This is a genomic window from Natrinema amylolyticum, assembly GCF_020515625.1.
GTDB lineage: Archaea > Halobacteriota > Halobacteria > Halobacteriales > Natrialbaceae > Natrinema > Natrinema amylolyticum.
In genome coordinates this window covers 60442-75250 of sequence record NZ_JAIWPJ010000007.1, presented here as the reverse complement: position 1 = coordinate 75250, position 14809 = coordinate 60442, and the positions used below count along the sequence as shown (strand labels likewise).

Genomic DNA, 14809 nt, shown 5'->3' with positions numbered 1-14809 from the left:
GGCGGTGCGCTCCTCTCGGTGCTCGGCATGGTGTTTTCTCTCTCGGCACTCTTCGAACTCGGGTGGATGGAAAGTAGTGGACGAGAGGAGACCTTCTCACCGATGGCATCTACGAATATACTCGGAATCCACAAAGCGTCGGATTTGTCACCTTCATTGTCGGGACGATTCTTGTGGCAAACTCACGGAAACTAGCGGTGCATGGTTTCCTGACCTCCCTCGTCTATATCCTCTTCCCATTCGCCGAAGAACCCTGGCTCCGTGAACACTACGGCAACGAATACGAGGAGTATTGCGAACAGGCACCGCGGTTTATCAGTATGGAGTCGGTGAAGCGTCTCTTGCGCGAATAGTCTGGCCATCAGTAATAATTCACTAATGACTGACCACTCACTCTGACCTCATGTCCACGGCGAGTAGTCTTGACCCGATGTTCGACGTGCTCAAAGCAACTGCCGATGATGTTGTCGCCGTCCGTGTTGGAACCTGTACGACAGAAGGGTTCAGAAAACTGTATGATCGTCTCACAGAGACAACCGTAGAATACGACACAGTCCACATGTACGAGGAGGCGCCAAGCTGGACGTTGAGGACGTCTCTGTCGAACCTACGCGGCATCGTCCCCGACCTGCGGCAGGGGCCGTCGTTTGACATCGGTCGATATGCCGCAGTCGGTGATTCCCGTTGGGCCAAGCTTCTCTTCTATCAATGGCGCGTGATCACCACGGTCTGGCCAGTCGCTCCAGACGAGATGCGCTTTTTCGAACTCCCGGACCGTGCCCGCGCTTTCAACTGGGTGAAAACGGGTACCAATAAGAGAAATTAGATGAAAATCTGAATAGTAGGCGCAAATGACGGTTGACATCGCGATTCACGACGCATTCGTTCTCACGGTCGACGACAGAAATCGGCTCTACGAACGAGGAACAGTGCTCATTGAGGACGGCCGCATCACTGAGGTGCGGTCGTCTCGGGACGATGATGCAGACATCGTGGCCGCCCGCGTCATCGACGGTGAGGGTACACTCGTGATGCCGGGTCTCGTCAACGCCCACACCCATCTCGAGCTGACGCCACTGATCGGCGCGTTCAGCGACCTTGACCTGTTGGAGATGATGAGCGGGATGACCGCCATCTACAGCCACATCGCCGAGGGTGAGTACGACCCCCTCACCGAGGCGGGGTACGAACTCGCGGCACTGAACTTCCTCGCAGGCGGCGTCACCACTGTCAATTCGATGGACGTTCGGCCGAGCGCGGGTGCAGAGACGTTCGGCGAGGCGGGCCTCCGCGGGTTCTTCGGAATGGCGCTCTCCGACCTCTTCTGGGACGTCTCAATCGACGAGCAGTTCGCCCGCGCCCGCACGTTCATCGACAAGTACCACGACACCTACGACGGCCGCATCCGGGCGACGATCAATCCCCACGACGACTGGTCGTGTACCCGTAAACTTTGGGAGCGTACCGCCGCCCTCGCCGACGAATATTCTGATCTGCTCGTCCACACGCACCTGCTCGAACTCAAGGAGAGCAACACGATGGCGCGGTCAAACGGCGCCGAGGATTCGCTTGACCTCCTCGACGATGTCGGGCTCCTCGACGACCGTCTGGTGGCCGCCCACTTTCGCCTCGCCGACGACGAGGACGTCCAGCGCACTGCCGACGCGGACGCGTCGGTCGCGCACTGTCCGTCGATCTTCTGCTACTGGAACACGGATGGCGACGTCCAATGGACGCCGGTACCAGAACTGCGCGCCGCGGGTATCGATGTCGGGTTGGGCATCGACGACCACTACTGGCACGACTCTTACAATATGTTCGGCGAAGCGCGACAGGCTCGGCTCGCGGCCAACCTCAAGCGATCCGCTGGCCAGTACGACTCGATGGAACTGGTTCGGATGCTCACCATTGAGGGAGCAGAGGCACTGGGTGTCGGCGACGAGATTGGCAGTCTCGAACCCGGCAAGCGCGCCGACATCATCCTGCTCGACGTCGAACAGCCGAAGTTCACGCCACTGACCAATATCCCGGCACAGGTTGCCAACAACGCGGTGCCCGCCGACGTGGAGACGGTTATCGTCGACGGCGACGTACTGATGGAGGACGGCGAGGTCAAGACGATGGACACCAACGCCGTGTGTAAGCGGGTCGAATCTGCGGTCGACCGCTTCGAGTCGGAGACGGACTGGGAACTCGGGATTGGTGGAAGTGAGCCGCCGAGTACGATGGATGTCGCCCGTGACCTACCAAAGCGCGGCCCCGCCCAATTGCTCGGGCGGCTCGCGTTCCAGTCGGTCAGGGACAGATTCCCGTTTTGAAGTTCAAGATGGGTAGCGATCGGTGACCATAACGTGTGCTGTTCCAATAGAGCCAAATCGAGAAATGTCTCTTCTGGATCTATTAATCCAGGTTTGATTCAGGGTTGAATGGATCAAGATGCGGCAGGTGCTTGCACATTCTCATCACAGAACATCGTTCGAAGATACGCGACCAGTTCGAAGAAACGAGATCCGATACGGTCAGAAAAAGCAATCCTCAGTCTTCAGGTATCGGTCGTCCAGGTGCTTCCGTCGCAGGCGCCGAGGGTTCGTGAGTACCAAAGTCGGGATGAGTCTCTTCCATCCACAGGTATACGATGGCCCCTGAAACGAACATCAATATCGCGGTCATGTAGAAGGCGGCCTCGGCGTTCACGAATTCCATCGAGAGGCCGATCAAGATCGCGCCGACGCCGTAGCCGGCGTCGCGCCACATTCGGTAGACGCCCATCCCGGCCGACCGCCAAGTCGGATGGGCCGCATCGCTCGGGACGGTCATCAGGTTCGGATAGAGCAGCGCCATCCCCAACCCCGAGACCCCGGACAGGATAGCCCAAGTGAGGTAGCTATCGACGAACACCATCCCGAAGACGCCGCCACCTGCGAGGAACATCCCCGCGATGACTGGCGGGCGTCGACCGATGCGGTCGGCGAGGCCACCGGTCCCGATCTGGAGAAAGTACATCGCGCTGTGGACGCCGACGACCACGCCGACGGCCTCAATAGCCAGCCCTTGACTCGTGAGATATAGCGGCACGGCGATCCAGAACAGTGTGTCAACGAAGTTCTCGATATGACCGGCCTGGGCCGCAGCAAACAATGTTCGGTCACCATAGGTCGCGCGCTTCAGAACCTCCTTGAACGGCAAGTTCGCATCGTGATGATCGTCGTCGCCTTCCAACTGGGCGAGCTGTACTGTCTCCCTGATGAGGAAAACCGAGATGAGCGTCGCCAGGACGACCACTACTGCGAGGAAGTAGAACGGCTCTGGCCGGAGGCTCGTCTGCCCTGCAATGACGCCCGTGATCCACGCGCCCGCCGCGACGCCGGTGTAGCCGAACGCCTCGTCGATACCGACGGCGAGCCCGCGCTGCTCGGGGCCGGCGATGTCGATCTTGGCGTTGATCGCCATACTCCAAGTCAGCGCCTGATTGATCCCTAAGAGGATGTTCCCGACGGTGATCCAGCTCCAGCTCGGGGCGTAGATGAGGATCACTGGGATCGGAAGCGCAGTGATCCAGCCAAGTACCAGCACCGGCTTGCGGCCGTACTCCTCGCCCCACTTGCCAGCGTAGAGATTGAGCAGCGCCTTGACGAAGCCGAAGGAGACGACGAACGAGGCGATGACGAAAAACGACTCGACGCCGAGCACGTCCTCGCCCAGGAGGGGAACGACCGTCCGTTCCGAGCCAATCGTCAAGCCGGTCGCGAACACTAGTAGGACGTGCAGCGAGAACTGTCCAAGGTGCTCGCGAATCCCCTGTTTCAGGTCGGTTTGCTCGCTCATAGGTTACTCGGCTGCACAACGGTTCTGGCCGAGTTCGAGGTCGGCCAACCCTCCATCGATAATGCCGCTACATAGGTCACAGATGGTGATAGAATCGAATCAATTCGATCTCTTTAGTTGGCGGCGCAGTTGTTCGGGCCGAGTTCGAGCGCTTCAGTGTCCCCGCCGGGCTGCTTTCCCCAGTTAATCTGCTTGATCTCGTTGTAGTTCGCGGGCTCGTCAGCGAGACTCTCCACGATGGTTTCGACGAACGCCGTTTCGTCGTTGTCTTCGACGTAGCTCAGAAGTTCATTCGTCGTTTCCTCTCTGAGCTTTCCGAGTTCGGTAGCGAGCGGACGAATCTCTTCGTCGCTAAAGTGGCCCGGTAGGACAACAGTCTCATCGGCCAGATTCGTCAGCTGATCCAAACTATCAAACAACTGGCCAGCCGCTTCGCGAACTGCGTCTTCGGCACTATCCTCGAGGTCAGGCCGGCCGACGCTGCGCAGAAATAGCGTGTCCCCGGAGAGGAGTGCATCGTCGAACTGGAACGAGACGCTCCCGGGCGTGTGGCCTGGCGTGTAAATCACGTCGAGTTCGCGGTTCCCGACAGCAATCGTTTCATCGTCCTCGAGTTCCGCGACGCTGTCGAGTTCGCCAGCGTCGTCTTCATGCAAGTAGTACGGTACGTCGAGTTCGCCGGCGAGCTGACGAGCACCAGAAACGTGGTCGGCGTGTGCGTGGGTATCGGCGACGCCGACGATCTCGAGATCACGTTCGTCTGCTGCGTTGAGATACTGGTCGATGTACTGGCTTGGGTCGACGACGATGGCTTCACCATCGTCGTAAGCGAGGTACGAGACGCATCCCGTGCCGGGGCGGACGATCTGGATGATCCCGTTGACGTCCTGAATTTCGTACTGGCGGTGAACTCGGCCCCAGCCATTCATTCCGCCGTCGATCGACTTAGCGTCGAAGCCGTGCTCGCGGAGGAATTCGGCGGCGCGCGCCGACGTGACACCGGCAACGCAGACGACTACGATTTCTTCATTTCCGGGCAGCTCATCGAGATGCGACTCCAGCGTGGAGTAATCGTAGTCCAGCAGTTCATCGTAAACGGGAATGTTCACACTCCCGGAAATCTGCCACTCGTCGTAATCGTCCTCGTTGCGGACATCGAGGATGAAGAGATCCTCGGCGTCGTCTTCTTGGACGCGTCGAGCGACTTCCGAAGGGGCGATCGTAGTATTGCTCATTATACCCAATACTATGAAACAGCACCTATTAAATCCGTTGGTCGAAATACCAGAGGTGATTCCGTTCATATCTATGATTTGGGCTATCTATCGGAAATACGCAGCAGACAGTACACGGAGGTTTGATGACTTCTTTACTCATCTTCGGAGGTGACAGCGCTAATCCTTACATAGTTTAGCCACAACTGCACACTATAGGCTATCATACATTCGAGGTTGAACAGGCCGAGAAGCTAGAAGATTCGGCGTCTCGTTACCGGTATCTCTCTGCGGAAGAACTCCTCTGGAGTGTCTCTCCATCAGACGAGGAGGTTATCGCTGATCTCGGAAGCGGGACGGGCTTCTATACTGACGACCTCGCTCCGCACGTAGGCGAGGTGTATGCTGTCGACGTACAGGAAGCGATGCACGACTACTATCGTGACAAAGGCGTACCGGTGAACGTTGAGCTCATCACAGCAGAAATCAGTGACCTCCCGTTCGACACCAGCTTTCTCGACGTAGCAGTTTCGACGATGACCTATCACGAGTTTGCCGGTTCAGATGCGCTGCGAGAGCTCGCACGGGCCATTTGTCCGGATGGTCGTCTCGTTATCGCTGACTGGTCAGCCGAAGAACTGGGAGAAACAGGTCCGCCCTTGGACGAACGATTTGCTGCCGAAGAGACAGCCTCCTCGCTCCGGAATCATGGCTTCAAAATTCGACATCAGGCGACACGAACTGAGACGTTCATTCTCGTCGCTGTTCGAGAATAGAGAGATCAGCTTTCGACGGTCGGCGGCTGACTGGACGTGTCGCCGTATTTTTCGCTGAATTCGCCGATGAGCTGGCCCATTTGTGCGTACCAGTCGTTGAGCATCCGCTGCATCTCCTGGGCGATCTCGTCGGCGTCTCGCGGGAGATAGACGTGATAGTACCCGCCTTGATCGTAGTTGACCTGCTCTTTCTGAATGAACCCAGCCTGCATCAACCGCTTGACGGACCGGTAGGCGGTCGACCGCTCACGGTCGATTTCGTCCGCAATTTCGTCGACGGTGAGCGGCTCGCTGGCTTCGTTCAGTAGTCGGAACACGTCTTTGTCGATTTCTTTGAGATTGTGGAAACACTCCAGCAGGCCCTCACACTGCATATCCTGCCGAAGCATTTCACTCATCGAGTCAGGCATCAGTTACCGGTACTAGGTGCCTGTCACTCAAAAGTATTTGCATAGTTAGCACAATACTGTGCCCATCTATGACGACACGAGCCGACACCGTGTTCCGATTCGCTTCTGCCGAAGTACACAGACCGTCGAGAGCACATCGCAGTGCTGACCGCGATCGTCGCCCCGCAGAAGAGTGCGATGCTTACCGTATCAGTTGTTGGTAGCACAGTTTATTTATTCAGAAATACGTCTGAAACTGAGATGGGTAATTTGCTAAGTACGTCTGCGTATTGTTCGTCCGTGGAGACGAATACCCTGGCCGCCTCTCAGCCCAGTGGTCGAGCACTTCACCGATCGAGGAGTTTCTGACCGGCCAATGGGGCGACCACAGCACCACTGACGGCGATGGCGGAGCCGCAAAACGTGACCAACAGTGGTGGTTCGAAAGCATACAGGAGGGCAAAGAAACCGCCCGCGAGTCCGAGGACGGCAAATCCAGTACCGGCCTCTCTGCGGTTCGACGGGTGGGCTGGCGTCGAATCGGCAATGCCATGCCAAGTGAGCCACGCGCCGAGGGCGCTTCCGAGCGCAGCCACGCTCTCGAAGGTGAACCCATGTATCAACCCCAGCGCCCCGACGGCTACGGCAACGAGGAGCACGCGACCGGGGGCAGTGCCGCGGTCGGTGATCACGTAGAGCACACCCAGTACCACCAGCCCGAGGCCGGCTCCGGCCACGACGTCGACGAGGTAGTGGACCCCCAGGACGAGCCGCGAGAGCGAGACGAGACCGACGACGACGCCCGCGACTCCGAGCCATACGCGCGACAGTTCGTCCTCCACGACGACGAGCGCGAACCCGCCCCATACCAGCGTACTCCCGAAAGCGTGCCCGCTCGGAAATCCGAACCCGTCCCCCGTCGCGATGTTCGCGAACACCGCCTGCAGGACGGATGGAACCCATCGAATGGCGGGGGGATCACCCGCCCCAGGTGGCCGCGGGAGCGAGAAAAACTGCTTGAGTACCCCGATGAGAGCAACGTAGGTGAGCAGGAGTCCGAGGACGAACAGGCCACGCCGCCGATCGATCCCCCACCGCGGGAACTCGTCGCCAGCGACGTAGAGCGCGCCGCCTAACAGAAAAAGGAACCAGACGTCGCCGAGTTGCGTAAGTAATGCGAAGAGCACGAGAACTGGGTCCTGCGCCGATCCGTGAAGCGCCTCGGTGACTCCGATACCGCGGTCCCGTGTGAACATATTCGTACAGAGAGTTATCGGCTCAGTGCTGTTATGCCCTTGGCCTATACTGAACGTGAGTTTCGACCCTCCTTTTGAATAAAGAAGCCGTATTACCAACTACTGGTATTAAACGACTCAATACCGAGCGAGTTAATCCGTTCTCTGATCACCCGGTATCAGGTGATTCTGTGGGGACCATCGAATGTTAGCTGGAAACGGTTTCGGTCACGTCGGTCGTGCTCGAGCGAAGCGTTCGCCAGTAGCCCTGTACGTACGCGCCGAGGAACATCCCGATGACCGCCCACAGGATCGGATAGTTACCGATACCGACGCTCGCGTAGGCGGCCCCCGGGCAGATACCCGAGAGGCCCCAGCCGACACCGAAGATCGCCCCGCCGACGACGACGTTGCGGTCGAACTCTTTCACTCGGCGCGTGTACTCGCTGGCCGTCAACGGCGCCCGATCGAGATACCCAGTGGCGACGGCGAACGTGAGCCCGGTCACGACGGCTGCACCACCCATGACGAACAAAAGGCCGAAGTCCTCGAACTGGAGGAAGTCTAGTACGACCTCGGGGCGAGCCATGCCGCTGATCGCGAGGCCGAAGCCGAAGATCAGCCCGCCCACGTAGATTATCGGCATGAACAGCGGGCTACGGCGGGTACCGCTCGCGGGTCGTTCCTCCCCGCTCGCCTTCCCCGAGGCCTCTCGGTGGTCGGCCTCGCCGCTCATGGTGCCACCCCCGCCGCCTGCACGAGTTGAGCTGTCCCGATCGCGATAGCGAGGAACGTCGCCACGTTCACGAACGAGGTGTTCGAGAGCGATCCGACGCCGCAAACGCCGTGGCCCGACGTGCAACCTTTGCCAAGACGCGTCCCGACGCCGACGAGGAAGCCGCCGCCCAGGAGCCGCCACCACTGAACCTCTGTCGTCCAAATCCCGCCCTGGAAGAGGACTGCGTACACGGCGGCGCCGCTGACGATGCCCGCTGTGAATACGAGTCGCCAGTCTCGTGACTGGACGTACTTGAACCGGTTGAACCGGGGCGCATCGGAGATGTACGACAGCGTCGACTCGAGGAACGTGCTCGCACCGGCAATGATCCCTGTGGCGAGGTAGATGACTGCGGCGCCGAGTCCGACGAGCAGTCCACCGAGGAGATACGGTAGGATCCCTCGCGGAAAGAGCTCCCCGAGCGCGAGCATTGGTGTGAGTTCGCTCATCTTAGTTCGTTAGCGCCTCCTCGCTCGCTGCACAGTTGTTCGGTCCGAGTTCAAGCTCGAACGCTTCCTCGTCGTCGGGCGCTTCCTGACCGAGGTTGGTGGCGATAATCTCTTCGTAGTTGGCCGGTCGCGGCGGCATGTCCGAGACGATGAACTCGACGAACGACTCTTCGTCCATCAACAGTGCGTCCATCGCGTCTCGCAGTTCACCGAGTGCAGCGGTGTACGTGCCGTCCTCGTTCGGCGTTGCGGAATCGCTGCAGTGCGCAGGTGCGATGATCATATCGTCAGACTGTGTCAATACTTTCTCGGTGAGCGATTCGTAAAGCGTCCTCGCGGCGTCTCGAGCTGCTTCGGGATCTTCGAGGTCAGGGCGTGCGACACTTTCGGTGAACAGTCCGTCACCGGTAAACAGGACGTTCCCAACTTTGTATGCGGTCATTCCCGTCGTGTGGCCGGGCGTATGATACACGTCGATCTCGATGTCTCCGACTTTGAGCGCGTCCCCGTCTTCGATGGTTTCGTACTGGCGGTCGTACTCGACGCCACGCGCCGCCGCTGCTTCGGGCATGATCGCAGTTGCGTCTGTCTGCTCGGCGACCGACCGAATTCCAGAGATGTGATCTGCGTGAACATGTGTATCGATCGCGTACGTGAGTTCTGCACCGAGATTTCGAACGTCCTGGATATAGTCGTCAGTGAACGCTCGTAGCGGGTCGATGACCGCGGCTTCACCGTTCGAGGCGATGAGGTACGCGAGACACCCGCTGGATGGACGCTGGTACTGTGCAATTGTCGCGTCGACGTCGACGTTGAGTTCAGTGTATTCGTAGATGCGTGCCCAACCCCTCATTCCGCGTTCGAGGTGGTTGACGTCGTATCCTTCCTCCTCGAGGTTCTCGGCGACCATCTCGCTGGAACCGCCCTTCGCGCACAAGACTGTGATCTTCTGTTCTTCGGGAAGCTCTGCGAGAAGGTCCTGTGGAATCCCGTCGAGCAACTGGAAATAGGGATAATTCACGATCTCGACGTTCTCGCCTTCGAGATGCCACTCATCGAAGTCACCTTCCGAGCGCGCGTCGAGGATGAAGACATTCTCGCCGCTGTCAATCCGTTCTTTCAGTTGTTTCGGTGTGATCGATTCGACGTTTTCCTCAGTGGCGGGAAGGTCTTCTTCGGTCATCGTCATCCCCTTCTACTAACGGCCTGCCAATAAGGCTTCGCATAGTAATTCTACCTCTACACAATACTGTATTTGGATATGTGTGTATCAAGACCGTATACCGCCCGATATAGTATCTGGGGTGCTTATAGTAATGCTCAATACGTGGACCACCATCGACACGCTTTTATTGTGGCCGACAGTATTGGACGGTGTAGTCAATATTATGACTGAGTACGAAATTACCGAGACTCTCGACGTGAAGGGACAGAATTGCCCGATGCCGGTCGTCAAGACGAAGCAGACCATCGACGAACTCGGGGAGGGCGGGGTTCTGGAAGTCCTTGCAACTGACCCCGGAAGTATGAGTGACATCGCTGGTTGGGCGGATACGACCGAGGGTGTGGAGCTCGTCAATCAGGATGAGGGTGACGACGTCTTCACCCACTACGTTCGCAAGACCGAGTAAGACAATGAGTACCGACACCCCACAAACGTCCACTGCTGACGAGGAACCGCTGAGCCGTGCAGAACTCGAAGAGCGAGTTACGGAACTCGAGGACCGGCTTAGCGATGTCGAGTCCGAGAGCGGCGATGAACAGCCGAAGATGTCGATCATCGCGACGAAGGGGACACTCGATATGGCGTACCCGCCGCTCATCCTCGCAAGTACCGCCGCCGCGTTCGGCTACGAGGTGACGGTCTTCCACACGTTCTGGGGGTTGGACATCCTCCACAAGGAGAAGTCGAAGAATCTGAAGCTGAGTTCCGTCGGTAATCCCAGTATGCCGGTCCCGAATGCGATCGCGGCGCTTCCGGGTATGGATCGCATGACGACGAAAATGATGGAACGACAGATCGAGGACAACGACACGGCGACGATCGAGGAACTCATCGACACCTCCCTAGAGATGGGTGTCGAGTTCCAGGCCTGTCAGATGACGATCGATCTGATGGACTACGACGAAAACGACTTCTACGACGGTATCACCGTCGGTGTCGGGGCAGCGACGGCGATTCAGGACATGGCTGAATCCGACATTCAACTCCTCGTCTAATGTCACAACCCTCAGCAAAGGAGATCGATCCTGGCGATTCTGAGAACAGGGAATTGGGAGAAGGCCTTCTTGAGGAAAATATGGGGCCCAGCTCGGCCACCGCTCACCTCTATCGGGGCGAGATACATCGTATGAAATTCTGGCGAGAGCGCCTCGATCGAACGACGAACTGGGCCGTTCTCGTCATCTCTGCGATCCTCACGTGGGCGTTCTCGCGGCCTGACATTCCCCACTATATCCTTCTCATCGGTGTGGCCACGCTCTCGGTCTTTCTGCTGATCGAGGCCCGTCGGTATCGAGGATACGACATCTGGCGAAGCAGAGTCAGGAAATTGCAGGAAAACGTCTTCGCATATGGGCTTGACCCCTCTGCTGGGCTGCCCGATCCCAACTGGCGTGAAGCGTTGAGTCAGGATTATCGGGAACCGACGATCAAGATCAGCACAGAGGAAGCGATAGCGCACCGTCTACGACGAGTGTATCTGCCGCTGTTCACCGTGTTACTCGCTGCATGGCTCGTACGTATTACTGCTTTCTCTCCAGAGCCGTGGGTGACGAGTGCCGCGATCGGGATGATTCCCGGAACGATTGTCATCGGAATTGTGGTACTGTCCTATCTCGGCGCAGCTATCGTCGCTATGCGCCCACGAACGTGGCATGCGAAGGGTGAACTGCGTTCTGAAAATCTGCGTAAAAAATGAGACTCAGGCAGCAACTGCTAGCGGATCTTCGTTTCCGAGTATCGTAGTCATGCTATCAAACGTATATTATTATATACTGAATATCACAGACATAACCACCGCAACTAAATTACAGAAATAAAGTGGAGTAGTGCGGTTATGCTGTGCTCAGAGTCGATCCAAGTAGTCCCGCCGCTGTTCCATCTTCTCTTTCTCAGTACGTCGGTCGTAGTGTTGTTCGATGACCGCAGGGCTCACGTTCGCTCGATCACTGACGACGTTGTCTGGGAGGGCGCTGTTGAGTGAGTGTGTAATACTCCCCCGCCGGATGGCGTGGGGATTGACGTTCGCGGGACACCTGAACGCCTCCTGGTCGTTGACAGCAGCCTCACATTCTTCTGGGTCCCGATCTTCAGGACACTCTGCTCCACGGAAGCACGGCCGGGTTGCTTGGTAGACGTACTTCCTGAGCGTAGTCTTGTTCGCGCGACCCTCCCTCGTCGCGACGAGCGGTTCACGGCCGAAGTCGTCAGTCACGTTCGGTCGCTTCTCTTCGATCCAGTCGTCGAGCAGCATGCAGATGTCATCCGACAACGCGACCAGACGATCACCGTCTTTCTTGTTCTTGATTGGCGTGTCCGTCTCCGGGCGGTGGTGGACCTCGATGTACTGCTCGCCGGGATTGTAGTCGTCGACGTCGAGGGCGTTGACGCTGCTGACACGCATCATCGTATGCCACATCAGCGCGACGGTGACGTGTTCACGGGATGCGTAGTCGTACTTGGCGAGGTACGAGAGAACTGCTTCGGCTTCCTCGGTCTCCAGCATCTCGTCGCGGGTATTTTGCTCTGGCGTCATCGATGGCGAACGGACCTTCGTCGAGAGGTCCTGTTCGACGGCGTCGATCGACTCGGCCCAGCGGATGAATACGCGCAGCGTGTCCATCTGGGTCTTCTCGCTGGCGACGGAGAGGTCTCCGTCGTCGCGACGCCAGAGACGATACTGCTGGAGTTTGCGACCGGTGAGGTCGTTGAGATTGTCGATGTCTTCCATCCCACACCAGCGCAGAAAGTGCTTGAGGCGGTACCTGTGCGACTGAATCGAACTCTCAGCGAGTTCGGCTTCCTTGTCCGTGAGGTACAGCTCGAGTGCTGTCTCCGGATCGATTGGCTCGAGACTCATAGTCGTGAGTCGCGAACCGATAACGGGTCGATCTAAACTCCGCGATTTTCCCCCGTTCGTTAGACAGAACGAGAGGAATCCTGCGGGCGTCTGAGTGGCTGTGAGCTTGCAGCGCCCATACATTTGAAGTGCGATAATCGCCAGACAGCACGGCGATTATCGGTCGAACGGGCCACAGTTATGATTTCGTTCGATGAGCGAACGGGGAAGTGATTATCACCGGGATTCGCGTACAGCCAAACTCGTCGGAAACCAGAAAATCAATCACCGAATGATTCTGTGTCCCACCATTACATCGTTCCTGAACTTATCGCTGGATACGTCAATCCAAAGATCTCCAAGCCATAGCAGCCGTGTCAATCACCTCTAATGCATCCTGACTCCCGTCTGCCGCCCCTTTCTCGAAATCCTCCTCTGTCTGCCCCATTTGGTTGGTCACGTGGGCGAAGCAAACGACTGGCTGCTCTCGAACGTCGCCGAAAGTGTAGAGTGCTACTGCCTCCATTTCGACAGCAAGAATTCCGTCTGATCGGGCACGTTCAATTGCAGTTTCTGTTTCCGAAATAGGGCATCCGTTGTCCACGTTGCTCCCGTGTATACAGGTCGAGGTACAGTTTTACACACCTCTTCGACCGAAACACGAAGCTCGTCATCGAGAGTCGCATAACTACTTGGCGAACGGTAATAGTGACTCGTTCCTTCGTCGCGGAGCGCACGCTCTATGAGAACGAAGTAGGGCGGATCGTCCTTGGGCACAATCTGTCCTGAGGAGGTTACGCTTATGAGAAACTGGCAGCCGGCGGCGAACAGTTGCTCTGCAAGTAGCACAGCGAACGGTGCCCCGACAACACACCCTACGATTCCGAACTCCTCCCCGTTTCGTTCGAACCGATAGAGGTCGGTGTGATAGCCGGGCCACGCTCCATCCTTTTGTGCTTCACCGGTAGCCGTCAACTGGCGCATAATATCTCCATCTGGATCGAGGATACAGATTTCCGGGACTGAGCGTTCCGGGAGGTCCTTCTGTCGTCGGGCGTTCTCCAGCAGTGCTTCCGGCGAGAATACAGAGGATTCGTCGAATTCTTTGGCCTCGAATAGCGGAGACGAGTCCGGATCGGTCGAGTCAGTCATATAGTTCGTGTTCACGGAACCTGGGCAAGGATATTGTGGTCACTCAGGCAGAGTCCCGACTACCGCTGAGATCGCGGCTTTCGATGGATCTGTGCTCTCGAGAAAGCTGATGAGTAGAGCCGCCGCGTTTATCCGCAAGTCGCAAGGGAGTGACGACGATGTCTTCCTCGAGTTACAGCGCGAACGTGTCCCGGCGCTCGCGGAGCAGTTGGCCGACGAGGTGGACGTGATCGATCTCGGCGTCCACACCGGATTCAGCGTGCATATGAAGTCCGTCGACGAGGAGCGTATCGATGCGAACCCGAAGGTGGAAACATTACTCGAGGCACTCCGTGACGGCGAATACGACTACCTCGTCGCGTGGGACGATACGCGCCTGGCCCGTGACCAATTTTATTGGAAACTGAAACGGGCAGCTGTCCTCAGCGACTGTCTACTCGAGTTTGTCGAAAACCCACCGGAGGACGAGCTCACTTTCCGAGTCCAGAGAGCCGTCGGGAGCGACGTCAAACGGCGGGAGATAAAGAAATCCCAGGCCGCGATGGATGCCCGTGAACAGCGTGGGGACGACCACGGACGTCCGCCCTTCGGCCTTTGCTACGACGAGGACGGCAGACGGTGGATCCCCGATCGCGAGAGTAGGGAGTTCGCGACTGCCCTCGAAGTGATCCGACTTCGAGAAACCGGCCGTTCATGGAGAGACATTGCTGACGAAACGGGTGTGAACCGATCAACCGCCCGCGGAATCTACGGTCGGCGAGACCGATATCTCGAAGAAGCCGAAACCGGGATGGTAGCGTGATCAGTGATTTGCTCAAGTGACCTCTCGAGTCAAGGTCAACCCTTAGGCAACCATGAACGACACCGGAAGGGAATACCCCTCCCGGTGGCCGATCGAAGCGAGCGGTGTTGTGCGGAACTGTCGTTCGC

The 14809-nt window shown here is 57.8% G+C and carries 16 protein-coding genes and 1 pseudogene; 8 read left to right on the top strand and 9 right to left on the bottom strand.

Going from position 1 to position 14809, the window contains the following annotated elements:
- Positions 1 to 107 precede the first annotated feature (107 nt).
- The 3 genes from LDH66_RS22050 (at position 108) to LDH66_RS22040 (ending at position 2318) form a co-directional block, all read left to right on the top strand.
- Positions 108 to 353, top strand: coding sequence for a methyltransferase family protein (locus LDH66_RS22050; protein ID WP_226483281.1), 246 nt, complete (start codon positions 108 to 110; stop codon positions 351 to 353).
- Between the two features lie 77 nt (positions 354 to 430).
- Positions 431 to 826: a SpoIIAA family protein gene (locus LDH66_RS22045; protein ID WP_226483229.1), complete on the top strand. Its 396-nt coding sequence runs from the start codon at positions 431 to 433 to the stop codon at positions 824 to 826.
- A gap of 25 nt (positions 827 to 851) precedes the next feature.
- Positions 852 to 2318 carry an amidohydrolase family protein gene (locus LDH66_RS22040; protein ID WP_226483228.1) on the top strand — a complete coding sequence of 489 codons (1467 nt, stop codon included), beginning with the start codon at positions 852 to 854 and terminating at the stop codon, positions 2316 to 2318.
- A 217-nt stretch (positions 2319 to 2535) separates the two neighbouring features.
- Here LDH66_RS22040 and LDH66_RS22035 read toward each other — a convergent pair whose 3' ends face one another.
- Together LDH66_RS22035 and LDH66_RS22030 are read right to left on the bottom strand one after the other, a co-directional pair.
- Complete coding sequence (locus LDH66_RS22035) at positions 2536 to 3825, bottom strand: MFS transporter (RefSeq protein ID WP_226483227.1); 1290 nt, start codon at positions 3823 to 3825, stop codon at positions 2536 to 2538.
- Between the two features lie 113 nt (positions 3826 to 3938).
- On the bottom strand, positions 3939 to 5060 hold the full coding sequence (locus tag LDH66_RS22030) for an MBL fold metallo-hydrolase (RefSeq protein WP_226483280.1): 1122 nt from the start codon (positions 5058 to 5060) through the stop codon (positions 3939 to 3941).
- A 194-nt stretch (positions 5061 to 5254) separates the two neighbouring features.
- Between LDH66_RS22030 and LDH66_RS22025 the strand changes: the two genes are divergently transcribed.
- A complete protein-coding gene (locus tag LDH66_RS22025; RefSeq protein WP_226483279.1) occupies positions 5255 to 5815 on the top strand; it encodes a class I SAM-dependent methyltransferase in 561 nt (186 codons plus the stop codon).
- Positions 5816 to 5820: 5 nt separating this feature from the next.
- Here the strand turns inward: LDH66_RS22025 and LDH66_RS22020 are convergent, their stop codons facing one another.
- From LDH66_RS22020 to LDH66_RS22000, 5 genes are all read right to left on the bottom strand, one after another.
- Entirely contained in the window at positions 5821 to 6225 is a 405-nt protein-coding gene (locus LDH66_RS22020) for a helix-turn-helix domain-containing protein (protein WP_226483226.1), read from the bottom strand.
- A gap of 326 nt (positions 6226 to 6551) precedes the next feature.
- Positions 6552 to 7460: a phosphatase PAP2 family protein gene (locus LDH66_RS22015; RefSeq protein ID WP_226483225.1), complete on the bottom strand. Its 909-nt coding sequence runs from the start codon at positions 7458 to 7460 to the stop codon at positions 6552 to 6554.
- Between the two features lie 187 nt (positions 7461 to 7647).
- On the bottom strand, positions 7648 to 8085 hold the full coding sequence (locus LDH66_RS22010; protein WP_226483278.1) for a YeeE/YedE family protein: 438 nt from the start codon (positions 8083 to 8085) through the stop codon (positions 7648 to 7650).
- An 86-nt stretch (positions 8086 to 8171) separates the two neighbouring features.
- Positions 8172 to 8666 carry a YeeE/YedE family protein gene (locus tag LDH66_RS22005; protein ID WP_226483224.1) on the bottom strand — a complete coding sequence of 165 codons (495 nt, stop codon included), beginning with the start codon at positions 8664 to 8666 and terminating at the stop codon, positions 8172 to 8174.
- 1 nt (position 8667) lies between these two features.
- Positions 8668 to 9849 carry an MBL fold metallo-hydrolase gene (locus LDH66_RS22000; RefSeq protein ID WP_226483223.1) on the bottom strand — a complete coding sequence of 394 codons (1182 nt, stop codon included), beginning with the start codon at positions 9847 to 9849 and terminating at the stop codon, positions 8668 to 8670.
- A gap of 205 nt (positions 9850 to 10054) precedes the next feature.
- Here LDH66_RS22000 and LDH66_RS21995 point away from each other — a divergent pair, with 205 nt between their 5' ends.
- Genes LDH66_RS21995 through LDH66_RS21985 form a run of 3 tightly spaced genes read left to right on the top strand, consistent with a single transcriptional unit; the run spans position 10055 to position 11587 of the window.
- Positions 10055 to 10297, top strand: coding sequence for a sulfurtransferase TusA family protein (locus LDH66_RS21995; RefSeq protein ID WP_264182587.1), 243 nt, complete (start codon positions 10055 to 10057; stop codon positions 10295 to 10297).
- 4 nt (positions 10298 to 10301) lie between these two features.
- Entirely contained in the window at positions 10302 to 10886 is a 585-nt protein-coding gene (locus LDH66_RS21990) for a DsrE/DsrF/DrsH-like family protein (protein ID WP_226483222.1), read from the top strand.
- Entirely contained in the window at positions 10886 to 11587 is a 702-nt protein-coding gene (locus tag LDH66_RS21985; protein WP_226483221.1) for a DUF2270 domain-containing protein, read from the top strand. The genes LDH66_RS21990 and LDH66_RS21985 overlap by 1 nt, the downstream gene beginning before the upstream one ends.
- A gap of 147 nt (positions 11588 to 11734) precedes the next feature.
- Here LDH66_RS21985 and LDH66_RS21980 read toward each other — a convergent pair whose 3' ends face one another.
- Both LDH66_RS21980 and LDH66_RS21975 read right to left on the bottom strand, forming a co-directional pair.
- Positions 11735 to 12748, bottom strand: a complete 1014-nt coding sequence (locus tag LDH66_RS21980; protein WP_226483220.1) for a tyrosine-type recombinase/integrase — start codon at positions 12746 to 12748, stop codon at positions 11735 to 11737.
- 322 nt (positions 12749 to 13070) lie between these two features.
- Positions 13071 to 13711 (bottom strand): annotated as a pseudogene (locus LDH66_RS21975) (nucleoside phosphorylase).
- 259 nt (positions 13712 to 13970) lie between these two features.
- Here LDH66_RS21975 and LDH66_RS21970 point away from each other — a divergent pair.
- The gene (locus tag LDH66_RS21970) at positions 13971 to 14681 is read left to right on the top strand and encodes a recombinase family protein (RefSeq protein WP_226483219.1); all 711 of its coding nucleotides are present in this window, start codon (positions 13971 to 13973) and stop codon (positions 14679 to 14681) included.
- The last annotated feature ends 128 nt before the right edge of the window (positions 14682 to 14809 follow it).